Source organism: Actinoplanes sp. NPDC049316, from assembly GCF_040677315.1.
GTDB lineage: Bacteria > Actinomycetota > Actinomycetes > Mycobacteriales > Micromonosporaceae > Actinoplanes.
The window spans coordinates 16,677-39,276 of record NZ_JBFAQM010000029.1; the positions used below are offsets into that span (position 1 = coordinate 16,677).

Annotated in this window: 20 protein-coding genes and 1 riboswitch; of the genes, 10 read left to right on the plus strand and 10 right to left on the minus strand. The window is 73.6% G+C overall.

Going from position 1 to position 22,600, the window contains the following annotated elements:
- Nucleotides 1-30: 30 nt before the first annotated feature.
- The 4 genes from AB0K03_RS32405 to AB0K03_RS32420 form a co-directional block, all read right to left on the minus strand.
- The gene (locus AB0K03_RS32405) at nt 31-840 is read right to left on the minus strand and encodes an exodeoxyribonuclease III (protein WP_364692833.1); all 810 of its coding nucleotides are present in this window, start codon (nt 838-840) and stop codon (nt 31-33) included.
- Between the two features lie 36 nt (nt 841-876).
- Nucleotides 877-1,050 (minus strand): hypothetical protein, encoded by a 174-nt coding sequence (locus AB0K03_RS32410; protein WP_364692836.1) that lies wholly within the window; start codon nt 1,048-1,050, stop codon nt 877-879.
- Nucleotides 1,051-1,189: 139 nt separating this feature from the next.
- Nucleotides 1,190-3,481 (minus strand): EAL domain-containing protein, encoded by a 2,292-nt coding sequence (locus tag AB0K03_RS32415; protein WP_364692839.1) that lies wholly within the window; start codon nt 3,479-3,481, stop codon nt 1,190-1,192.
- 23 nt (nt 3,482-3,504) lie between these two features.
- Nucleotides 3,505-4,365, minus strand: a complete 861-nt coding sequence (locus tag AB0K03_RS32420) for a universal stress protein (protein ID WP_364692842.1) — start codon at nt 4,363-4,365, stop codon at nt 3,505-3,507.
- Between the two features lie 195 nt (nt 4,366-4,560).
- On the opposite strand from AB0K03_RS32420, the gene AB0K03_RS32425 reads away from it, so the two are divergent.
- Entirely contained in the window at nt 4,561-5,844 is a 1,284-nt protein-coding gene (locus AB0K03_RS32425; protein ID WP_364692845.1) for a citrate synthase, read from the plus strand.
- Nucleotides 5,845-5,896: 52 nt separating this feature from the next.
- Here AB0K03_RS32425 and AB0K03_RS32430 read toward each other — a convergent pair whose 3' ends face one another.
- Nucleotides 5,897-7,126, minus strand: coding sequence for a glycosyltransferase (locus tag AB0K03_RS32430; protein ID WP_364692848.1), 1,230 nt, complete (start codon nt 7,124-7,126; stop codon nt 5,897-5,899).
- Between the two features lie 65 nt (nt 7,127-7,191).
- Between AB0K03_RS32430 and AB0K03_RS32435 the strand changes: the two genes are divergently transcribed.
- The 7 genes from AB0K03_RS32435 (at nt 7,192) to AB0K03_RS32465 (ending at nt 14,376) form a co-directional block, all read left to right on the plus strand.
- Entirely contained in the window at nt 7,192-7,497 is a 306-nt protein-coding gene (locus tag AB0K03_RS32435; protein WP_364692851.1) for a metalloregulator ArsR/SmtB family transcription factor, read from the plus strand.
- Nucleotides 7,494-8,009 carry an SRPBCC family protein gene (locus tag AB0K03_RS32440; RefSeq protein WP_364692854.1) on the plus strand — a complete coding sequence of 172 codons (516 nt, stop codon included), beginning with the start codon at nt 7,494-7,496 and terminating at the stop codon, nt 8,007-8,009. The genes AB0K03_RS32435 and AB0K03_RS32440 overlap by 4 nt, the downstream gene beginning before the upstream one ends.
- A gap of 79 nt (nt 8,010-8,088) precedes the next feature.
- Complete coding sequence (locus tag AB0K03_RS32445) at nt 8,089-9,687, plus strand: gluconokinase (protein ID WP_364692857.1); 1,599 nt, start codon at nt 8,089-8,091, stop codon at nt 9,685-9,687.
- A gap of 140 nt (nt 9,688-9,827) precedes the next feature.
- Nucleotides 9,828-9,904, plus strand: a riboswitch (cobalamin riboswitch).
- Nucleotides 9,905-9,960: 56 nt separating this feature from the next.
- The gene (locus AB0K03_RS32450) at nt 9,961-11,955 is read left to right on the plus strand and encodes a VWA domain-containing protein (protein WP_364692860.1); all 1,995 of its coding nucleotides are present in this window, start codon (nt 9,961-9,963) and stop codon (nt 11,953-11,955) included.
- Nucleotides 11,955-12,557 (plus strand): cob(I)yrinic acid a,c-diamide adenosyltransferase, encoded by a 603-nt coding sequence (gene cobO / locus AB0K03_RS32455; protein ID WP_364692863.1) that lies wholly within the window; start codon nt 11,955-11,957, stop codon nt 12,555-12,557. The genes AB0K03_RS32450 and cobO overlap by 1 nt, the downstream gene beginning before the upstream one ends.
- A complete protein-coding gene (locus tag AB0K03_RS32460; protein ID WP_364692866.1) occupies nt 12,551-13,906 on the plus strand; it encodes a cobyrinate a,c-diamide synthase in 1,356 nt (451 codons plus the stop codon). Before cobO ends, AB0K03_RS32460 begins: the two co-directional genes overlap by 7 nt.
- On the plus strand, nt 13,903-14,376 hold the full coding sequence (locus AB0K03_RS32465; RefSeq protein ID WP_364692869.1) for a cobalamin biosynthesis protein: 474 nt from the start codon (nt 13,903-13,905) through the stop codon (nt 14,374-14,376). Before AB0K03_RS32460 ends, AB0K03_RS32465 begins: the two co-directional genes overlap by 4 nt.
- Here the strand turns inward: AB0K03_RS32465 and AB0K03_RS32470 are convergent.
- From AB0K03_RS32470 to AB0K03_RS32480, 3 genes are all read right to left on the minus strand, one after another.
- Nucleotides 14,342-16,699, minus strand: a complete 2,358-nt coding sequence (locus AB0K03_RS32470; protein WP_364692872.1) for an excinuclease ABC subunit UvrA — start codon at nt 16,697-16,699, stop codon at nt 14,342-14,344. The genes AB0K03_RS32465 and AB0K03_RS32470 overlap by 35 nt on opposite strands.
- A 70-nt stretch (nt 16,700-16,769) precedes the next feature.
- Entirely contained in the window at nt 16,770-18,245 is a 1,476-nt protein-coding gene (locus tag AB0K03_RS32475) for a glutamate--cysteine ligase (RefSeq protein WP_364692874.1), read from the minus strand.
- Between the two features lie 104 nt (nt 18,246-18,349).
- Entirely contained in the window at nt 18,350-19,198 is an 849-nt protein-coding gene (locus AB0K03_RS32480) for an alpha/beta hydrolase (protein WP_364692877.1), read from the minus strand.
- 85 nt (nt 19,199-19,283) lie between these two features.
- Here AB0K03_RS32480 and AB0K03_RS32485 point away from each other — a divergent pair, with 85 nt between their 5' ends.
- Nucleotides 19,284-20,546 carry an SGNH/GDSL hydrolase family protein gene (locus tag AB0K03_RS32485; RefSeq protein WP_364692880.1) on the plus strand — a complete coding sequence of 421 codons (1,263 nt, stop codon included), beginning with the start codon at nt 19,284-19,286 and terminating at the stop codon, nt 20,544-20,546.
- Between the two features lie 5 nt (nt 20,547-20,551).
- Here AB0K03_RS32485 and AB0K03_RS32490 read toward each other — a convergent pair whose 3' ends face one another.
- Nucleotides 20,552-21,094, minus strand: coding sequence for a hypothetical protein (locus AB0K03_RS32490; protein ID WP_364692883.1), 543 nt, complete (start codon nt 21,092-21,094; stop codon nt 20,552-20,554).
- Between the two features lie 163 nt (nt 21,095-21,257).
- On the opposite strand from AB0K03_RS32490, the gene AB0K03_RS32495 reads away from it, so the two are divergent.
- A complete protein-coding gene (locus AB0K03_RS32495) occupies nt 21,258-22,211 on the plus strand; it encodes an iron-containing redox enzyme family protein (RefSeq protein ID WP_364692886.1) in 954 nt (317 codons plus the stop codon).
- 80 nt (nt 22,212-22,291) lie between these two features.
- Here AB0K03_RS32495 and AB0K03_RS32500 read toward each other — a convergent pair whose 3' ends face one another.
- Complete coding sequence (locus AB0K03_RS32500) at nt 22,292-22,534, minus strand: CDGSH iron-sulfur domain-containing protein (protein ID WP_364692888.1); 243 nt, start codon at nt 22,532-22,534, stop codon at nt 22,292-22,294.
- Between the last annotated feature and the right edge of the window lie 66 nt (nt 22,535-22,600).

Sequence of the window (22,600 nt, forward strand, 5' to 3'; positions counted from 1 at the left end):
CCCGCCTGCAGATGCACAATCCGACCCAGCCTACGCGCAGGCCGGGCGGGCGTCGCGGCTGGAGAAGGTGGAACCGGGGTCGGTGTCGACCACGATCGGCGCGTGATCGGAGGGTCCTTTGCCCTTGCGCGCCTCCCGGTCCACGACCGCGTCGCGGACCGCGGCGGCCACGTCGGCCGTCGCGTACACGAGGTCGATGCGCATGCCCTTGTTCTGGTGGAACATCCCGGCACGGTAGTCCCAGTAGGTGAACGGATGGTCGCCCTTGAGCGGACGCGGCACGACATCCGAGAAGCCCAGGTCACGCAGGGCGGCGAGGGCGTCGCGCTCGGGCGGGGTCACGTGCGTGGAGCCGTCGAAGACCCGGCGGTCCCAGACGTCGTCATCGGCGGGGGCGACGTTGAAGTCCCCGGCCAGCACGGCGGGGCCCTTCTGCTCGGCCAGCGCCGACCGCAGCGCGGCCAGCCAGGAGAGCTTGTACGCGTAGTGCGGGTCCTCCGGCGTACGCCCGTTCGGCACGTAGATCGAGGTGAAGCGGATGCCGCCGCAGGTGGCGCTGATGGCACGGGCCTCGGGATCGGGGTATCCGGGCTCGCCGTCGAAGCCGCGCCGGACGTCGTCGAGGCCGATGCGCGACAGCAGCGCCACACCGTTCCAGCGGCCCTGGCCGTACGCGGCGGTCTCGTAGCCCAGGCCGGCGACCTCGGTGGCCGGGAAGGCGTCGGCGCTGACCTTGGTCTCCTGCAGGCAGAGCACGTCGGGCCGGGTCTGCTCGAGCCACTCCAGCAGGCGGGGCAGGCGGGCCTTGACCGAGTTCACGTTCCAGGTGGCGAAGCGCATCCGCCCAGCCTGCCGTATCGGGCGGCCCGGCGCCGGTCAGCGCTCCGGGGCGAATCGGCCGGGCCGGTCCGGCGACCGGCGCGGCGCGCGCATCGGGGCGGCGTCGGCGCGGGTGGCGGCGAGCAGCGCGGCGGCGAGGCCGGAGGCCAGGACGAGCAGGACGGCCACGAGCCAGATCACCGAGCCGTCGGATCCGATCAAAGTCGCCATGTGTCGCCTCCCTTGTCCCCATGATCGGCAGCGCGAGGTCCGATGCGAGGACCCCGGCGCAGCGAATAATGCCGGACCCGCACGGCGGTACGCCAGGGGTCGGGGAGACCTTTGTCACGTCCTGGGAAAGCTGACGCCCTCACGGGTGACGCACGACCACCGGGGCGGGTCCGGGCACGTCCCGGTCCGCGGCCCAGTGCAGGGCGAAGTCACCGGCGGGAACGCCGGGCCCCCAGAGCCAGCCCTGGGCCTGGGTGACGCCCACGGCGGCGAGCGCGTCGCGTTGCGTACGGGTCTCCACGCCCTCGGCGACGATGCTCAGGCCCAGCGCCCGCGCCATCGCCACGACGGCCCGCACGATCTCCTCGTCCTCGGCGCTCTCACCCAGCCCGCTGACGAACGACCGATCGATCTTCACCCCGGTGACCGGGAACTGCCGCAGGTAGCCCAGCGCCGAGAAGCCGGTGCCGAAGTCGTCGACGAGCAGCCGTACGCCCAGCTCGCGCAGCTCGAACAGCACCCGGGCCGCCGCGCCGCCGCCGTCGGCCATCACCGACTCGGTCATCTCCAGCGCCACCGCCGACGCGGGCACGCCGTGCCGGGTGAGCTCCCCGGCGACGATCTGGGCCAGCCGCGGATCGGCGAGCTGCCGGGGCGAGACGTTGATGGACAGGTAGAAGCCGGCGTCGACCGTGCCGTCGGCGCGCCAGCTCGCCAGCTGCCGTAGCGCCTCGTTGCGGACGAACGTGCCGAGCGCGTCGATCAGGCCGGAGTCCTCGGCGACCGGGATGAACGTCATCGGCGGGATCGGTCCGCGCTGCGGGTGGTGCCAGCGCACGAGGGCCTCCGCGGCGCACGGCCGGCCGGTGTCCAGCCGGACGATCGGCTGGTAGACGACCGTGAGCTGGTCCTCGGCCAGGGCCGTCCGCAGGGCGCCCTCGAGCTCGATGCGCTCGCGGACCCGGTCGTGCATGGAGGCGTCGAAGATCGTGGCGCGGCCCGGGCCCTCGGCCTTGGACCGGTACATGGCCGTGTCGGCGTCGCGCAGCAGGGCCTCGGCGGCCTTCGCCGGGTCACCGCCGCCGGGGGCGTGCGAGAGCCCGATCGAGGCGCTGATGACCACCTCGGTGTCGCGTACGGGCACCGCCTTGGCGAAGCAGCTCTGGACCGCGTCGACGAGCCGCAGCGCGGCGGGCTCGTCGCAGGCGGCGGCCGCCACGAACTCGTCGCCGCCGACCCGGGCCAGCATGACGCCGGGTGGCACCGCGGCGCGCAGCCGGCGTGCCACCTCGATGACGAGCTGGTCGCCCGCGTCGTGGCCCCACGAGTCGTTGACCCACTTGAACCCGTCGAGGTCGAGGAAGCACACCCAGACCCGCCGGGGCCCGGTGGCCGGCGTGGCGGCGGCGAGCCGCTCCACCTCCGCGGTGATCCGGCGCCGGTTCGGCAGCCCGGTCAGCGGGTCGTGCATCGCCTGGTACTCGGAGTGCAGCTGGGCGGCCACGTGCGCCTGGACGGCCGAGACCGCGCGCAGGACCAGCAGCGTCACGATCGCCAGGCCGCACGCGCCGATCAGCAGCCGGAACGCCGCCGAGGTGCCGCCGACGGTCACCAGCAGCACGAACGGCGTGGCCACGGCGGGCGCCAGCAGCAGCATGCGCTGCCAGGACCAGGCCTGCACGGGATGCCGGTCGGCGCGGCCCAGCTGCACCACCGACGGGTGCAGGGCGCTCACCCCGAGCATCGTGTACGCGAGCAGGAACGGCACGTCCAGCAGCGGGGACGCGTACGTCTGCCCGGACACGCCGATGACCGCGTACGCCATGTCGCCGGTCACGATGAGCGCGGTGCCGGACACGAGCGCCGCCAGCGACGGCGGCCATACCCGCGCGGTGAAGGTCAGGTTGATGCACGCGGCGAGCAGCACCACGTCGAACAGCGGGTACAGCGCGGCGAGCACCGACTGGATCGCGGGGCGGCCGGCGAGCGCGGCCGTGGGGGCGGCGAGCAGCAACGCGCTGGCCAGCCCGCCGGCGAGGCAGACGATGAGACCGTCGAGCACGGCGTGCCGCTCGGTGCTGCCCCGGGACCGCAGCAGCAGCGCGAAGTACACGCTCAGCAGCGCGTACCCGGGGACCGTCGCGGCGTCGGCGATCAGCGGCTGCGCGGTCACGTACGGCCGGAGCAGGACGCCCGCCAGGAAGCAGGCCGCGGCCGCGCCCATGGCGATCCAGGCGGCGCGCGGGCGCGCGCCGAGCCGGCGCGGGGCCGTGAAGCAGGCCACGATCGTGGTCAGGGCGATGGCGGCGAAGCACACCGCGTCGACTGCCGGGGACAGGTCGAGGACGTAGAGCACCGTCGCGGCCACGCCACCCACGGCGAACACCCGCCACCACAGGTGCGCACGGGACGGCGGAGCAGTGGATCGCACTCCGCATCGCCCCCTGCGTCCGGTCAGCTCATCAGCGCCTCAGCCGTGGGCACCGTACCGTTGTCCGGGCCCCGCACGGCAGGGATTCCGTGGACGACCATCGTCGGGCAGGCGCAGCGGCGCACCAACTCGCCCGCCACGGCGCCGAGCAGCGAGGTGCTGCCGGTGCCGCGCGGCCCCACGATCATCATGCGCGCCGACCGGGAGGTGCGTACGAGGGTTGGGCCAGGTTCTCCGGTGAGCAGCCGGATCCGGGCGCGGGCGGGCTCGGGGACGTCGCGTACGGCGGCCTCCAGAAGCCGGCGGCCGGCCGCCTCCTCCGCGGGCTTCGTGGCCACATGCACCACTTCCAGCGCGACCCGGCGGCGCTGTGCCTCCTGCGCGCCGAGCCGCAGCGCGCCGAGCGAGCAGGACGAGCCGTCGATCGCCACGATCAGCGGCCCGGCATGGGGGCGCAGACCCCGCGCGACCAGCACCGGGCAGCGGGCGCGGGCGACGGTCTGCACGAGCACCGAGTCGTCGGGCAGGCGCGGGACGCTCGCCAGATCGTCGTCGCCGAGCACCACCAGGGACGCGGTACGGCTCTGGCGCAGCAGCTCGCGCACCGGCTGGCCGTCCACGAGCAGGCCGCTGACCCGTACGCCGGGGACGCTGCGCTCGGCGGCGGTGACCGCCCGCTGCACGATCATGCCGGCCCGGTGTCGCGCGGCGGCGTAATCGGGAGGATCATCTACGGAACGGGTGCCGGACCAGGAGAATGTGTGCAGGATCTTCAGTGGTTGCCCGCGTGCCACCGCCTCGCGGGCGCCCAGGCGGACGGCGTTGAGCCCGCCCGAGGTCCCGTGCACACCGACGACGACAGGAGCAGGTCCGTACATCTGCATCGGTTCACCACCTCCGCACCCACCGACTCCGCACCGCGACGACGCGGTCCACAGACCATTATCTATGGTGTTCCCGGGAAGGGCGGACGGTGATCAATCCCTCAGCGGTCGACCGCCTGATGACCCGTTCAGCTTGAGGGTTTACGGTGAACGGCAGGTTATTGGCGACATCTGCCGGTGAAGTGAGGGAAATACATGACGGATGTCAAGCTCGACCACCCCGGTGGCCAGTTGTCCCTGCCGGTACGGGAGGCCGTCGAGGGCCCGGGCGGGATCGAGATCAGCGCCCTCCTCAAGGAGACCGGCTACGTCACGCTCGACCAGGGGTTCGTGAACACGGCCTCGTGCGCGTCGGCGATCACCTACATCGACGGTGACGCCGGCATTCTGCGGTATCGGGGCTTCCCGATCGAGCAGCTGGCGGGCAAGGCCTCGTTCCTCGAGGTGTCGTACCTGCTGATCCACGACGCGCTGCCGACGCCGGCGCAGCTGGCCGAGTTCGCGGACAAGATCCGCGTGCACACGCTGCTGCAGGAGGAGATGCGCGCCTTCTTCTCCGGCTTCCCGCGTGACGCGCACCCGATGGCCGTGCTGTCGTCGGCCGTCACCGCGCTGTCGACCTTCTACCAGGACGCGCTGGACCCGACCGACCCCGAGCAGGTCGAGATCTCCGGGATCCGGCTGATGGCGAAGCTTCCGACGATCGCCGCGTACGCGTACAAGAAGTCCATCGGCCACCCGCTGCCGTACCCGGACAACTCGCTCGACTACGTCGAGAACTTCCTGCGTATGACGTTCGGTCTGCCCACCGTGCACTACGAGGTGGATCCGAAGGTCGCCAAGATCCTCGACATGCTGTTCGTGCTGCACGCCGATCACGAGCAGAACTGCTCCACGTCGACGGTGCGCCTCGTCGGCTCCGCCCAGGCCAACCTCTTCGCCTCGGTCGCCGCCGGCATCAACGCGCTCTCCGGCCCGCTGCACGGCGGCGCCAACTCGGCGGTGCTCGAGATGCTCGAGGGCATCCGCGCCGACGGTGGCGACGTGCAGTCCTTCGTCCGCCGCGTCAAGGCGAAGGAGAAGGGCGTCAAGCTGATGGGCTTCGGCCACCGGGTCTACAAGAACTACGACCCGCGCGCCGCCATCGTGAAGAAGGCGGCCCAGGAGGTCGTGTCCACGATGGAGCGCCCGGACCCGCTGCTGGACATCGCGTTCCAGCTCGAGGAGATCGCGCTGGCCGACGACTACTTCGTCTCCCGCAAGCTCTACCCCAACGTGGACTTCTACACCGGCCTGATCTACAAGGCCATGGGCTTCCCGACGAAGATGTTCACGGTGCTGTTCGCCCTCGGCCGGCTCCCCGGCTGGATCGCGCAGTGGGGCGAGATGGCGGCCGACCCGACCACGAAGATCGGCCGTCCGCGGCAGCTGTACACGGGTGCGGCCGAGCGCCAGTTCGTGCCCATCACCGAGCGCTGAGTTCCCGCTCTTCCGCGGCCGTCCCGGGTTGCCCGGGGCGGCCGCCGGCGTTTCAGAGGGCGCCGAGCCAGTCGATGATGCGGGCGGCGCCGTCCTCGGCGCGGATCCGGGTGGCCAGCGCCGCCGCGCGCCCGCGCAGCGCGGGCGCCGCGCGCAGCGCCGCCGCGAGCCGATCGGCCGTCAGCTGCGGCAGGGGAACCGGCCGTGCGGCGACGCCCAGCTCGTGCACCCGGCGCGCCCAGAACGGTTGATCCGCCAGGACCGGCACCGGTACGGCGGGTACGCCGGCCCGCAGCGCGGCCGCGGTCGTCCCGGCGCCGGCGTGGTGCACGACGGCCGCCACGCGCGGGAACAGCCAGTCGTGCGGCATCGGGCCCACGTTGAGCACGTCCGGGTCGTCGCCGGCGTGCAGGCCCGACCATCCCGCCTGCACGATCGCGCGGACGCCGGCCGCGCGGACGGCCGCCAGCACGGGCCGCGACAGGCGGCCGCCGTGGCCGGGCGCCATGCTGCCGAAGCCGATGAACACCGGCGGCGGTCCGGCGGCGAGGAAGTCCGTCACCTCCGCGGGCGGCGTCCACCCGGCCGGCCGGGCCGGCCACCAGTAGCCGACGACCTCCTGCGACGGCGGCCAGTCCGCGGGCCGGGGCACCACGGACGGGCTGAAGCCGTGAAACGTCGGCCGGCGCTGCTGCTGCTCGGCCTGCAGGCGCCGGATGCCCTTGCGGGGCAGCCCGAGCCGGTCGCGCAGGTCGCGGACCGGGCCGCGGTAGAGCGGCCACGCCGAGGCCTCCGTGAGCCGGCCCGTGAGCCGGTTGCCGAGCCGTCCCGCGGAGCGCCCGCCGACCAGGACGGGCCCGAAGTCCCCGGTCGGGAACACCGGCTGCAGGAACACGCCCGCCCACGGGATGCCGGCGGCCTCGGCGACCTGATAGCCCAGCGGCGCCACCACGGTCGACAGCAGCACCGCCTCGGCCCGGGTCTGGTCGACGGCCGCGGCGATGCCGTCGCCCATCTCCGCCACGAGCGGCCGGGCGATGCGTAGCAGCTGCAGCAGAGCCCGCGGCCCGGTGCCGGAACCCGTACCGTCCTGACCGTGGGCCTGCGGCAGGATCTCACGCAGGTCGCCCGGGATCGGCACGAACGGCAGCGTCACCGACGCGCGGAACGGCTCGTGAGTGGCGAGGGTGACGTCGTGGCCGGCGGCGCGCAGCCGCTCGCCGAGACCCGTGTACGGCGCCACGTCTCCGGTCGAGCCGGAGGTCACGATCAGCACCCGCACCCCGCCATCATCGCACCCAACTCTATGCCTTGACGGTTATATAACCGTGGTGGAATAGTCGGCTCGTGCCCGTGGACGCCATCGCCGTGCTGGCCGAGCCGACCCGCCGCCGCATCCTCGACGAGCTGCGCCTCGCCGAGCGCAGCGTCGGAGACCTCGTCGCCACGCTCGCCATAAGCCAGCCCGCCGTCTCCAAGCACCTCAAGGTGCTGCGCGAGGCCGGGTTCGTGTCCAGCCGTACGGCCGCCCAGCACCGCATCTACCGCCTCGAGCCGGCGCCGTTCCGCGCGCTGGACGCGTGGCTGGCGCCGTACCGGCGGATGTGGGACCGGCACCTCGACGCGCTCGAACGCCACCTGGAGGAGTCATGACGTCGTTCGATCCCGGACCCGCCGGAGGCGCCACCGTGGTGCCCGCGGACGGGCGGTGGACACTCGTGTTCATCCGCGACCTGCCGTACCCGCGGGAGAAGGTCTGGTCGGCGCTCACCGACCCGCAGCGGCTCGACCGGTGGGCTCCCTTCGCCGCCGGGCGGGACCTCTCGCAGCCCGGCGACGTCACGCTCACCGTGGTCGACGGTCCGGAGCGGATGGACACCCCGGCGACCGTACGGCGTGCCGACGCGCCCGCCCTGCTGGAGTATTCGTGGGGTGAGGACCTGCTGCGGTGGGAGCTCGAGGACACCGCCGGCGGCACCCGGCTCACGCTGCGGCACACCGTCGCCGAGCGCGAGGGTGCCCCGATGTACGCGGCCGGATGGCACCTGTGCGTCGCTGTGCTCGTACGGTTGCTCGACGGCGATCCGGTCGGTGTCATCCGCGGGCGGGACGCCATGGCGTACGGGTGGGACGACCTGCGCGCCGCGTACGAGAAGAGCTTCTGAAGGCCGGCATGACGCGGCGCCGCATCGGGCATGTTCGGTGGGCACGCAGGTCGCCGGGCGCGACGATCGGGGAGGATGCATGGACGTCGTCATCGGGATCGACACCGGAACCACCGCCACGAAGGGCATCGCGGCCGGGATGGACGGTGAGGTACGCGCGGTGACGAGCGTGCACTACCCGCTCTCCGTGCCCGGGCCCGGCCGGGCCGAGCTGGACCCGGCCCATCTGCGCGACGCCGCCGTCGAAGCCCTCGTCACCGTGGCCCGGAAGTGCCGGGAGCGCGGCGACCGGGTCCTCGCCGTCAGCCTGAGCGCCTTCCTGCACGGCCTGGCCCCGATGAACGCCGACGGCACCCCGCGCGGGCCGCTGATCACCTGGGCCGACAACCGCTCGGCCGCGCAGAGCGACGCCATCGCCGAGGCCGGGCGCGCGAAACCGTTGCAGGCACGCACCGGCACGCCCGTGCACCCGATGGCGCCGCTGGCCAAGCTCGCCTGGTGGCGGGCCACCGACCCGGACACCCTGCGCGACACGCCGCGCTGGGGCGGCGTCAAGGAACTCGTGCTCGGCGCCCTGACCCGGGAGGGGTTCGTCGTCGACCTCTCGATCGCCTCCGGCACCGGGCTGTACGACATCCACGAGCGGCGCTGGGACCCCGAGGCGCTCGACATCGCCGGGATCACCGCCGACCGGCTCGCCGAGGTCGTCCCGACCACCACCACGCTCACGCTGGACGCCGAGATCGCCGGGGCGGCCGGCCTGCCGCCGGACACCCCGCTGGTCATCGGCGCCGCCGACGGGCCGCTGGCCAACCTCGGCGTCGGCGCCATCCCGGCCGGTGTGGCCGCGGTGTCGCTCGGCACCAGCGGGGCGCTGCGGACGGTCGTCGACGCCCCCACCGCGGACAAGGCCGGCCGGCTCTTCTGCTACGCGCTCACCGAGGACCGCTGGGTGCTCGGCGGCGCGATCAACAACGCCGGCTCGGTCGTGCGCTGGGCCGGCCAGACGATGGCCGAGGGTGTCGACCGTCCCGCCGCGGAGGGCGAGGACGCCGACGTCCGCGACGCCGCGCTGCTCACCGAGGCGGCCGGCGTACGGCCCGGCAGCGACGGGCTGCTCTGCCTGCCGTACCTGCTGGGGGAGCGGGCGCCCTGGTGGCGGGGCGGCATGCGCGGGGCGTACCTGGGCCTGCGGCGCGAGCACGGGCGCGCGCACATGGTGCGGGCGGCCGTGGAAGGCGTCTGCCAGCAGCTCGCCCTGGTCCGCGACACGTTCGAGGCCGAGGGCGTGCCGATGACGGAGGTCCGCGCCACCGGCGGCGCGGTCGCCTCGGAGCTGTGGGTCGGCGTGCTGGCGGCGGCGCTGGACCTGCCCGTGGCGATCGCGGACACGCCCGAGGGCACCGCGCTGGGCGCCTGCCTGCTCGGCCTGCACGCGATCGGTGACCTGCCCGACCTCGACCGGGCCGCGGAGCTGGTGGACATCACCGCGCACACCCGGCCCGACCCGGAGTCCGCGGCCCTCTACCGGCGGCTGCGCCCGCTGGTGGAGAAGTCGGCGCTGGCGGTCACGGACGTGCTCACCGAGCTGGACCGGATCGCCCCGTCGCCGCTGCCCGGCACCGAGAAGGCGGTCACCGGCGACAAGGCCGGCGGAGTACGGGCCCAAGGTGGTTGATTCCGGCGGGCCGGCCCGGTCGCCGGCCCGGCGGCCGGGCCGGTCGGCACCGCGGCCCGGCGCCGGGTGAGAACGGCCACGCGCTCGGCGCGTTGACGGCGTGGGCGGCGGTGCGACAGAGTGACCGGCGAGCGGTAGCGGAGGAACCCGGTGCGAGTCCGGGACGGTCCCGCCACTGTGACCGGACGCCGCCGTGCGCCCGGGAGTCAGGAGACTCCGGCCGCTCGTTCCTCCCACACGCGGGCGTGGACACCCGCCGAAAGGACCGTGGCCGTGACGCCGTACCCGTTCTCCGCCGTCGTCGGCCTCGACGATCTGCGCCTGGCCCTGCTGCTGACCGCGGTCTCACCCGCCGTCGGCGGCGTGCTCGTCCGCGGCGAGAAGGGCACCGCCAAGAGCACCGTCGTACGCGCGCTCGCCGCCCTGCTCCCCGAGGTCGACGTGGTCCGGGGCTGCCGCTTCGCCTGCGATCCGGCCGCCCCCGATCCGCAGTGCCCCGACGGGCCGCACGAGCCCGGCGCCCCGCACGGGCACCGGCCCGCCACCCTCGTCGAGCTGCCCGTCGGCGCCACCGAGGACCGCGTGGTCGGCACCCTCGACATCCAGCGCGCGCTGTCCGACGGCGTGAAGGCGTACGAGCCGGGCCTGCTCGCCGCCGCGCACCGGGGCGCGCTCTACGTCGACGAGGTCAACCTGCTCCCGGACCACCTCGTCGACCTGCTGCTGGACGCCGCCGCGATGGGCCGCGCGCACGTCGAGCGCGACGGTGTGTCGGTCAAGCACGCCGCCCGGTTCCTGCTGGTCGGCACCATGAACCCGGAGGAGGGCGAGCCCCGCCCGCAGCTCGTCGACCGGTTCGGGCTGGTCGTGACCGTCGCGGCGCCCCGCGACGCCGGGCAGCGCGCCGAGGTGGTGCGGCGGCGGCTGGCGTACGAGGCCGGTCCCGGCGCGTTCGCCGCCCGCTTCGCCGGCGAGGAGCAGGCCCTCGCCGCCCGCATCCGGGCCGCCCGCACAGCCGTTCCCTCGGTCCGGCTCCCGGACGCCGAGCTCGACCGGATCGCCCGGGTGTGTCTCGCGTACGGGGTGGACGGCATGCGCGCCGACATCGTGGTGGCCCGCTGCGCGGTGGCGCTCGCCGCCTGGCACGGCCGCGACCGGGTCACCGCGGAGGACGTCCGCGACGCCGCCCGCCTCGCGCTGCCGCACCGCCGCCGCAAGGACCCCCTCGATCCGCCGGGTACGGACGAGCAGCGCCTGGAGGAGGCCCTCGACCAGGCCGCGGCGGAGGATCCCGACGACGATCCGCCACCACCGCCCCCGCCTCCGGGCGGCGACGGGCCGCGTGACGAAGGCCCCGGCGACGGGCAGAGGAACAGCGACGGTCCGAGGGACGGCGGCGACGCGCCTCAGGCCGCCGACACGCCCCGGAGTGACGACGGGCCGCGGGCCGGTGACGCGCCGACGAGCGACGACGCGCCGGACAAACGCCCCGCACCCGCGCCGGCATCGCCCGGCCAGGCCTACCGTCCCCGCGCCCTGCGGATCAGCGCGCGCGGCGAGGGCGGCCACACGGGCCGGCGCTCACCCGCGTTCGCCCGCCGCGGCCGCGTCGTCGGCTCCCGGGTGCCGCGGGGCAGACTGCGCGGGGCACCCCACCTGCCCGCGACGCTGCGGGCCGCGATCCACCGGGGCGCGGACCGGCTCGTGCTCCCCTCGGACCTGCGCGAGGCGGTGCACGTCGGCCGCGAGGCCAACCTGGTGCTGTTCGTCGTGGACGCGTCCGGGTCGATGGCGGCGCGCAAGCGGATGACCGTCGTGAAGACCGCCGTGCTGTCGCTGCTGCGGGACGCGTACCAGCGGCGGGACCGGATCGGCATGATCACGTTCCGCGGCTCGTCGGCGGAGCAGGTGCTGCCGCCCACCTCGAGTCACGAGGTCGGGGTGCTGCGGCTGGCCGCGCTGCGCACCGGTGGCCGCACCCCGCTCGCCGCCGGCCTGCGGACCGCGGCGACGACCATCGCCGCCGAGCGGCGGCGGGACCCGCGCCGGCGGCCGCTGCTGATCGTGGTGACCGACGGGCGCGCCACCAGCGGGCCCGACCCGGTGACGCTCGCCCCCGCTCTCGCGGGTGTGGCCACCGTCGTCGTCGACTGCGAGTCGGGACCGGTCCGGCTCGGCCTCGCCCGGCGGCTCGCCGCCGCGCTGCAGGCGGACGTCATGCCGCTGGACGCGCTCTCGGCGACCGGCGCAACGGGGAGGGCCGCCTGATGCCCCAGGGTCAGGTCACCACCGTGCCCGACGACGGGCTCACCACCCGGCAGCGCCGCCGCCAGGCATTGCTGGCCGTCCACACCGGACACGGCAAGGGCAAGTCCACCGCCGCCTTCGGGATGGCGTTGCGGGCCTGGAACGCCGGCTGGTCGATCGGCGTGTTCCAGTTCGTGAAGTCCGAGAAGTGGCGGGTCGGCGAGGAGGCGGCGCTCAAGGCCCTCGGCCGGGTCCCCGGCGGTGCGAGCGTCGCGTGGCACAAGATGGGCGAGGGCTGGTCCTGGATCCAGCGCGCCGGCGCCGAGCGTGATCACGCCGCCGAGGCCGCCGAGGGCTGGGCCCAGATCAAACGGGACCTCGCCGCCGAGACGCACTCCTTCTACGTGCTGGACGAGTTCACGTACCCGATGAAGTGGGGCTGGGTCGACGTCGCGGACGTGGTGGAGACCCTACGGGAGCGGCCCGGCACGCAGCACGTGGTCATCACCGGCCGGGACGCGCACCCGGACCTGCTGGCCGCCGCCGACCTGGTCACCGAGATGACGAAGGTGAAGCACCCGATGGACGCCGGCCGCAAGGGCCAGCGGGGCATCGAGTGGTGAGCGTCCCCCGGATCGTCATCGCGGCACCCGCCTCCGGGCACGGCAAGACCACCGTCGCGACGGGCCTGCTGGCCGCGTACGCGAAACGGGGTTTGTCGGTCGCGCCGTTCAAGGTGGGGCCGGACTACATCGATCCGGGCTACCACGCGCTCGCCGCCGGCCGGCCGGGGCGCAACCTGGACCCGGTGCTGGTGGGCGAGGACCGGATCGGGCCGCTGTTCGCGCACGGCTCCGCCGGCACCGACATCGCCGTCGTCGAGGGGGTGATGGGTCTCTACGACGGGCGGGTCGGCGCCGGGGACACGGGTTCGACCGCGCAGGTCGCCGGGCTGCTGAACGCGCCGGTCGTGCTGGTGGTCAATGCGGCGGCACAGGGCCGGTCCGTGGCCGCGCTCGTGCACGGCTTCCGCAGCTTCGGCTCGGTGCGCATCGGCGGCGTGATCCTCAACCAGGTGGGCTCGGACCGGCACGAGGCGCTGCTGCGGGAGGCGTGCGAGGAGGTCGGCACCCCCGTGCTGGGCGCGATGCGGCGGGCCGCCGCGGTCGAGGCCCCGTCGCGGCACCTCGGGCTCGTGCCGGCGGCCGAGCGCCGGGCCGAGGCGCTCGCGTCGGTGGCCGCGCTGGCGTCGCTCGTGGAGTCCGCTGTGGACCTGGACGCGGTGCTCGCGCTGGCCCGCTCGGCGCCGGCGCTGCACGCGGAGCCCTGGTCGCCCGAGGCCGCGGAACCGGTCGCAAGCCGTCCGGTGGTCGCGCTCGCCGGCGGGCCGGCCTTCACCTTCGCGTACGCCGAGACGGCCGAGCTGCTCGCCGGGGCCGGCGCCGAGGTCGTGGTGGTGGACCCGCTGCGCGACGAGGCCCTGCCGGAGGGCACCCGCGCGCTGGTCGTGGGCGGCGGCTTCCCCGAGGTGTACGCGGCCGAGCTGTCGGCGAACGAGCCGCTGCGCGCGGCGGTGGCGGCCGGAGCCGCGGCGGGCCTGCCGATCACCGCCGAGTGCGCCGGCCTGCTGTGGCTGTGCCGCACCCTCGACGGCGCGCCGATGTGCGGGGTGCTGGACGCCGACGCCGCGATGACGCCGTCGCTCACGCTGGGATACCGCGACGCGGTCGCGCTGTCGGACAGCCCGCTGCTGCCGGCCGGGTCGCGGATCACCGGCCACGAATTCCACCGCACGAGCGTGCATCCGCGCTCCGGGCTGCTGCTGGAGCCCGCCGGGGGAGCGGCCTGGGCATGGCGCGGCGCCGATCCGGAGGGTTTCGCGGCGCCCCGCCTGCACGCGTCGTACCTGCACCTGCACTGGGCCGCCGACCCGGCCATCGCCCGCCGCGTCGTGGCAGCCGCCACCGCGTGACCGTGGTCCCGGGCCTCGGCGCGCACTCCCGGGGCCGGCGCCGCGTGACCGTGGTCCTGGGGCTCGGCGCGCACTCCCGGGCCGGCGCCGAGGACCTGGACCGGGCGGTTGCCGCCGCCCTCGCGACGATCGGGCTGACCCCGGCGCACGTCGGCGCGGTCGCCACGCTCGACCGGCGCGCCGCGGTCGTCGGCGCGGTCGCCACGCTCGACCGGCGCGCCGCGGTCGTCGGGCCCTGGGCCGCCCGGCATGGCTGGCCGCTGGTGACGTTCACCCCGGACGAGCTGGCCGTCGTCGCGACGCCGAACCCCTCCGCCGTGGTGGCCGCCCGGGCCGGCGTCCCGAGTGTCGCGGAGGCCGCGGCCTTACGGGCGGCCGGGGCCGCAGCGGCGCTGCTGCTGGGCAAGACGGTCGTGGGCGGCGTGACGGTGGCCGTCAGCGCACGTACGCCGCCAGATGCTCACCCGTGAGCGTGGAGCGGCCGGCGACGAGACGGGCCGGGGTGCCCTCGAAGACCACCCGGCCGCCGTCGTGCCCGGCGCCCGGCCCGAGGTCGATGATCCAGTCGGCGTGCGCCATGACGGCCTGGTGGTGCTCGATCACGATGACCGACTTGCCCGCGTCGACGAGCCGGTCGAGCAGGGCCAGCAGCTGCTCGACGTCCGCGAGGTGCAGGCCCGTGGTCGGCTCGTCGAGGACGTAGATCCCGCCCTTGTCGCCCATGTGCGTGGCGAGCTTGAGCCGCTGCCGTTCGCCGCCGGACAGCGTGGTGAGCGGCTGGCCGAGGCTGAGGTAGCCGAGCCCGACGTCGGTGAGGCGCTGCAGGATCGCGTGTGCGGCGGGGGTGCGTGCCTCCCCGGTGCCGAGGAACTCCTCGGCCTCGGTGACCGGCATGGCGAGCACTTCGCTGATGTCGCGGCCGCCGAGCTTGTACTCCAGCACCGAGGCCTGGAACCGCTTGCCCTCGCACTCCTCGCAGACGGTGGCGACGCCCGCCATGATGCCCAGGTCGGTGTAGATGACGCCGGCGCCGTTGCAGGTGGGGCAGGCGCCCTCGGAGTTCGCGCTGAACAGGGCCGGCTTCACCCCGTTGGTCTTCGCGAACGCCTTGCGGATCGGCTCGAGCAGCCCGGTGTACGTCGCCGGGTTGCTGCGCCGTGACCCGCGGATCGGGGCCTGGTCGACCGCGACCACGCCGTCGCGCCCGGCCACCGAGCCGTGGATCAGGGAGCTCTTGCCGGAGCCGGCCACCCCGGTGACCACCACGAGCACGCCGAGTGGGATGTCCACGTCGACGTCGCGCAGGTTGTGGGTGGCGGCGCCGCGGATCTCCAGCGCGCCGGAGGGCTCGCGGACGGCCGGCTTGAGCGAGGCCCGGTCGTCGAGGTGCCGGCCGGTGAGCGTGCCGCTGCCGCGTAGCCCGTCCACGGTGCCTTCGTACACCACCTCGCCGCCGGCCGTGCCCGCGCCCGGCCCGAGGTCGACCACGTGGTCGGCGATCGCGATGGCCTCCGGCTTGTGCTCGACCACCAGCACGGTGTTGCCCTTGTCGCGCAGCTGCAGCAGCAGCTCGTTCATCCGCTGGATGTCGTGCGGGTGCAGCCCGATGGTGGGCTCGTCGAAGACGTACGTGACGTCGGTCAGCGAGGACCCGAGGTGGCGGATCATCTTGGTGCGCTGCGCCTCGCCGCCGGAGAGCGTCCCGGCCGCCCGGTCGAGGCTGAGATAGCCCAGGCCGATGCCGACGAACGAGTCGAGCGTGTGCCGCAGCTTGCCCAGCAGCGGCGCGACGGACGGCTCGTCCAGGCCGGCGACCCACTGGGCCAGATCGCTGATCTGCAGGGCGCACGCGTCGGCGATGGAGACGCCCGCGATCTTCGACGACCGGGCCGCCGCGCTGAGCCGGGTGCCGTCGCACTCGGGGCACACGGCGAAGGTGACCACGCGGTCGACGAAGGCGCGGATGTGCGGCTGCAGCGCGTCGACGTCCTTGGAGAGGAAGGACTTCTGGATGGACGGGATGAGGCCGGCGTACGTGAGGTTGATGCCGTCGACCTTGATCTTCGTCGGCTCCTTGTAGAGCAGGTCGTTCAGCTCGCGCTTGGTGAACTTGGCGATGGGCTTGTCCGGGTCGAAGAAGCCGCAGCCGCGGAAGATGCGGCCGTACCAGCCCTCCATGCTGTAGCCGGGGATCGTGATCGCGCTCTCGTTGAGCGACTTGCTGTCGTCGTACAGCTGGGCCAGGTCGATGTCGGAGACCTTGCCCATGCCCTCGCAGCGCGGGCACATGCCGCCGGTGAGGCTGAACGTGCGGCGCTCCTTGACCGTCCGGCCGCCCTTCTCCACGGTCACCGCGCCGGCGCCGCTGATCGAGGCGACGTTGAAGGAGAACGCCTGCGGCGAGCCGATGTGCGGCTTGCCGAGCCGGCTGAACAGGATGCGCAGCATGGCGTTGGCGTCGGTGGCCGTGCCGACGGTGGAGCGCGGGTTGGCGCCCATCCGCTCCTGGTCGACGATGATCGCGGTGGTCAGCCCCTCGAGCACGTCCACGTCGGGCCGGGCCAGCGTCGGCATGAAGCCCTGCACGAACGCGCTGTACGTCTCATTGATCATGCGCTGGGACTCGGCGGCGATCGTGCCGAACACCAGCGAGCTCTTGCCCGAGCCCGAGACGCCGGTGAACACGGTGAGCCGGCGCTTCGGGATCTCGACGCTCACGTCCTTGAGGTTGTTCTCCCGCGCGCCGGTCACCCGGATCAGGTCGTGGCTGTCGGCGATGTGGGCCGTGCTCATGTCGTCTCCGTCTCCTCGGCAGTGCAGTCACGCTAACCGGGAGACGGGGCGAAAGCTTCTCCATTCATGATCAATGCAGCGGCCATTCGTGCACCGGGACGTTCTCGTGCATCGGCGGGAGGTAGCGGCGCAGCATCTCGTGCAGCGCGTCCTGCCGGTCCATGCCCTCGCCCTCCAGCGCGTGCAGCGTCTCCACCTGCCACGTCGCGCCGTTGCGCCCGGTGAGGCAGCGCTGCTCGATGATGCCCAGCAGCCGGTCGCGTTCGGCGGGGGAGACGCCCCACTTGTCCAGCCCTTCGCGGGCCAGCGGCAGCAGGCGGCGCAGCACCAGCTCCGACACCGGCACGTAGCCGAGCCCGGGCCAGAACACCGAGGCCGCGATGCCGTGCCGCGCGCAGGAGTGGAAGTTCTCCTCGGCGGCGCTGAACGACATCTGCGTCCACACCGGACGCTCGGCCTCGGCCAGCATGCGGACCAGCCCGTAGTAGAAGGCGCCGTTGGCGACGGTGTCCACCACGGTCGGGCCGGCCGGCAGCACCCTGTTCTCCACGCGCAGGTGCGGCCGGCCCTTCACCACCGCGTAGATCGGGCGGTTCCAGCGGTACACCGTGCCGTTGTGCAGCCGCAGCTCGCTCAGCTCCGGGGTGTCGCCGCTCTCCAGGATCTGCTCCGGGTCGTCCTCGTCGCAGATCGGCAGCAGGGCGGGGAAGTAGCGTACGTTCTCCTCGAACAGGTCGAAGACCGAGGTGATCCAGCGCTCGCCGAACCACACCCGGGGCCGTACGCCCTGGGCCCGGATCTCCTCCGACCGGGTGTCGGTGGCCTGCTCGAACAGCGGGATGCGGGTCTCGCGCCACAACTCGCGGCCGAACAGCAGCGGCGAGTTGGCCCCTAGCGCCACCTGCACGCCGGCGATCACCTGGGCGGCGTTCCAGTACGCGGCGAACTGCTCCGGGCTGACCTGCAGGTGGAACTGGGTGCTGGTGCAGGCGGCCTCGGGCGCGATCGTGTCGGTGGTGACCGCGAGCCGGTCGATGCCGTCGATGCGGATGTCGAGGTCCTCGCCGCGGGCCGCGAAGATCTGCTCGTTGAGCAGCGCGTACCGGGGATTGGCCGACAGCGCGTCCGCGGTCAGGTGCTCCTTGCGCAGCGTCGGCAGGATGCCGATCATCACCATGTGCGCGCCGTTGCTGCGGGCGTGCTCCTCGGCGTTGTTGAGGCTGGCCCGCAGCTCCCGCTCGAGGTCGGCGCTGCCGTCCGCGGTGAGCCGCCGGGGCGCCACGTTGATCTCGACGTTGAACTGGCCCAGCTCGGTCTGGAAGTCCGGGTCGGCGAGCGAGCCCAGCACCTGCGCGTTGCGCATCGCCGGGTCGGCGTCGCCGTCGACCAGGTTCAGCTCGATCTCCATGCCGGTCAGCGGCCGCTCGAAGTCGAACCGTGACTCGCGCAGCATCGAGGCGAACACGTCGAGGCTGCGCCGGATCTTCTGCCGGTACCGTGTCCGGTCCTCGCGGGTGAAGTCCTTGCGTTCGACCTCTTCGCCCACCGCGCACCGCCCTTCGCCGAGCTTGTCCCTATGATCTGGCAGTTCGCCGCGTTGCGCACCACCCGTGTGTGCCCGCATACCTGCCCGGTTCCGGGCCGGCGCAATCAACGACGTCGAAGCAGGCTCCGCAGCGCGGCCGTCAGGGCGGCGGGGTTCTCCTCGGCCATGTGGTGCCCGCTGCCGATCGGCACCCCCTCGACGTCGCCGGCCCACCGCTTCCAGATGGCCAGTGGGTCGCCGTAGAGCAGCTCCATGTCGTCGCGGGTCGACCAGGCGAACAGCACCGGGCAGGCGATCCGGCGCCCGGCGGCCTGGTCCGCGTCGTCCGCCGCCCGGTCCGCGCGCAGCCCGGCGCGGTAGTCGCAACACATCGCGTGCACGGTCGCGGGATCGAGGATCGCCTCGCGCTCCTCCGCCGGGACGTGGTCCGGCAGCCGGTACCAGGCCGCCGGGTCGGCGCTGATGACCCGTTCCGCCGGCTTCGCCGTCTGCCCGAGGAAGAACCAGTGCCACCACAGCTCGGCGAAACGGACGTCGGCCCGGGAAAGGGCTTCGCCGATGGGTACGCCGTCCAGCACGGCGAGATGCGTCACGGCGTCCGGAAAGTCCAGTGCCACCCGCATCGCCACGTAGCACCCGCGGTCGTGCCCGGCGACCGCGAACCGCTCGTGCCCGAGGTGCCGCATCAGGGCCACCACATCGCCGGCCATGGCCCGTTTGGAGTACCCGGAAAAGTCGTCGCCGGCCGGGGGTTTGGACGAACGGCCGTACCCGCGCAGGTCCGGGCAGACGACGGTGTACGAGTCCGCCAGCGCCGGCGCGACGTGCTCCCAGGTGACGTGCGTACGCGGGTGTCCGTGCAGCAGGACGACCGGCGGGCCGCTGCCACCGTGGCGGACCCGCAGCGTCACCCCGCCGACGTCGACGTGCTCCAGCGTGAACCCCTCGAACATGCCCGCTGCCGTACCCCGGCCTTTACAGCCCCATGCCATCCATCGACACTGATCGTTGTCTTGACATCGACTCCGGAGGTACGCGATGCGCAGATTCTCCCGGCTCCTGGCGGCGTCCGCCCTGCTCACGGTGACCCTCGCGGCGCCCGCGGACGCCGGGCGGCGCGGTCCGGACTGGACCACCGCCTGGGCCACCGCGCCCGCCGCCGCGGTGTCCGGCGTCGAACAGGGATACGCCGGCTACACCATCCGCAACGTCGTGCACACCACGGCCGGCGGCGCGAGCGTACGGATCCACCTGTCCAACCGCTTCGGCACCCAGCCGGTGCTCATGGGGCACGTCACCGTGGCGGTCTCCGCCCACGCCGGCGGCCGCCGCGACGGCACGATCGACCGGAGCGACGGTGCCGCCCGGCCCGGCACGCTGCGCGAGGTGCTGTTCAACGGGCGCGCCTCGATCACGGTCCCGGCGTGGGCCGAGGTGGTGAGCGACCCGGTGCGGCTGCGCGTACCGGCCGACCACGATCTTCTCGTCAGCACCTGGACGCCGCGGCCCTCCGGCACGGTGACGTACCACCCGGCCGCGATGCAGGACTCGTTCTTCAGCCGCGGGCCCGCCGACCACGCCGGCGACGAGGCGGCCGCGGCGTTCGGCGAGACCACGCGCGTCTGGCACTACGTCAACGGCGTCGACGTCTCCGGCGGGCCCGGCACGGTCGTGGCGCTCGGCGACTCCATCACCGACGGCGTCACCTCGACCCGGGGCGCCAACCGGCGCTGGACCGACTACCTGGCCGCCCGGCTCGCCGCGGACCCGGCGCCCGACTACGGCGTCGCCAACTCCGGCATCAGCGGCAACCGTGTGCTGCTGGACAGCAACGCGCCGGACTACACGATCTACGACACCTTCGGGCCCAGCGCGTTGGCCCGGCTCGACTGGGACGTGCTCGAACGGGCCGGAGCGCGGACGGTCATCGTCTTCGAGGGCGTCAACGACATCCAGCAGACCCCGCACCAGACGGATCCGCAGGAGATCATCGCCGGGCTCGCGCAGATCTCCGCGCAGGCCAAGGCGCGCGGGCTGCGGGTCGTCGGCGCGACCATCATGGCGTGGCGCGGCTGGAACTCGTGGACGCCCGAGCTCGAGCAGGTCCGGGTCGCGGTCAACGCGTGGATCCGCGCGGGCGGGGACGGGGCCCTGGACGCGGTCGCCGACTTCGACGCGGTCACCCGGGACCCGGCGGACCCGCAGCGGCTGCTGCCCGCGTACGACAGCGGCGACCACCTGCACCCCAACGACGCCGGGGACGCCGCCATGGCCGCGGTGGTGCCGCTGAAGAAGCTGTAACGGGCTCAGGCGATCCAGGCCGCTGCCACGGCTGTCGCGACCGACAGCCCGAGCACGGCCTGGATCAGCAGGCCCGGCCCCAGGTGGGACCACATCGTCGGGATCCGCGGCGTGTAGGGCTGCAGCGTCTCCAGGTTCAGGACCTGCTGCAGCTTCGCCGGCAGGTCCGGGTCCTTCTGCAGGACCGTACGCACCTGCACCAGGTCGCCGCGGTGCAGCGCGGACTGGGGGAGCTGGCCGTGCATCTCCACCTCGTACGTCTGCCCGAGGTCGTCACGCAGCCGGACCGGGGTGACGAGGTACTCCGGCCCCTTCTTCAGCTCCTTGAACTTGCGCCGCGCCCCGCCGGTCCCGCCGGTGCGCAGCAGGGCGACCAGCACCGTGCCGAGCAGCTGGGCGATGGTGGCGGTCACGAACACCGCGATGAGCAGCGGCTGCCCGACCTTGACCTCGCGGGTGTACGAGGCCCGGAAGCCGAGGAACCGCCCGGTGATGACCGGAGCGGCATGCCGGAGGATCTGCTCGCGGTACAGCTCGGTGTCATCCATGGAAATCACCTCCTGGGGTGACTTCATGGTACGGAGAGCGACGTTTCCGACACAGTGAGTGAATTTGCGGTTCATGTACCCGTGCCGGGCGGGATCGTGATCGTTTGGCGGGGGTGGCACCGGGCATTCACCCGGTCCGTCCTCCTCTCGTAGGAAGTGCTGCATGAAGCTGCCTTCGCCTCGTGGACCCGTCTCCGACGCGGTCATCGCCGCCCTCGTCCAGGCGCCGCACGACTTCTCCGCCGGGGATCCCGACTCCGACGACGACCTGCACCTGACCCTGTTCGTCCTGTACGAGCTGCACTACCGCGGCTGGGACGGGGTCGACGACACCTGGGAGTGGCATCCGGCACTGCTCGGCCTCCGGGCCCGGCTCGAGGCGCGCTTCGAGGCGATACTGCGCGAGCTGCCCGTGCCCGAGGCCACCGACGACGTGCCGCACGCGCTCATCGAGATGACCCGCGAGACCGGCGGGCCGTCGCTGTCCGGCTACCTGCGGGGGCGTGCCACGCGGGAACAGTTCCGGGAGTTCGCCACCCACCGCTCCGTCTACCACCTGCGCGAGGCGGACCCGCACACCTTCGCGATCCCCCGGCTCGCCGGGCCGGCCAAGGCCGCCCTCATCGAGGTCCAGATCGACGAGTACGGCGGGGGCGTCACCCACCGCATGCACCAGGAGATGTTCAAGGACACGATGACGGCGCTCGGCCTCGACAGCACGTACGGCGCGTACGTCGACGTGGTGCCCTGGCAGACCCTCGCGAACAACAACCTCATGTCGCTGTTCGGGCTGCACCGGCGGCTGCGCGGGGCGCTGCTGGGGCACCTGGCCGCGTACGAGATGACCTCGACCGGCCCCAACCGCTCGTACGGCAACGCCCTGCGCCGCCTCGGCGGGGACGCCGCGGCCACCCGCTTCTACGACGAGCACGTCGAGGCGGACGCGGTGCACGAGCAGATCGCCGCCTTCGACATGTGTGGCTCGTTCTGCGCGGCCGAACCGGAACTCGCCGCGGACGTGCTGTTCGGTGCCCGGTGCGTGCTGACGCTGGAGGACCGCTGGGCCGAGTACGTCCTGTCCCGCTGGGAGGCGGGTGAGTCGTCCCTGCGTACGTGATCGCGGCCCTTCTGCTTCCGCGGGCCGAGGGGCCTTCCCCGGGCCGCTCCGCCGGGCCGTGGGCCTGGGCCGGCCGCCGGTCAGGCGTCGCGGGGAGCGGGGGAGTCGCGCCGGGTGCCGGCCCGGAAGCCGATGGCCTTGTGCGTGCCGTCGCAGAACGGCTTGATCGCGGACTTGCCGCAGCGGCACAGGGCGACCGTGCCGCGGCCCGGCTCGATGACCTCGCCGTCCGGGGTGCGCAGCGTGAAATCCCCGCGCAGCAGGTACGGACCGTCCTCGTACGGAATGATCGTCGCCCCGTGGTCGTCAGCCGCAACACTCATGCGCAGCGGTTGCCCTGCCGACCCCGTACGGAAACCCGCACCGACCCGTACGTCTACCGATTGCGC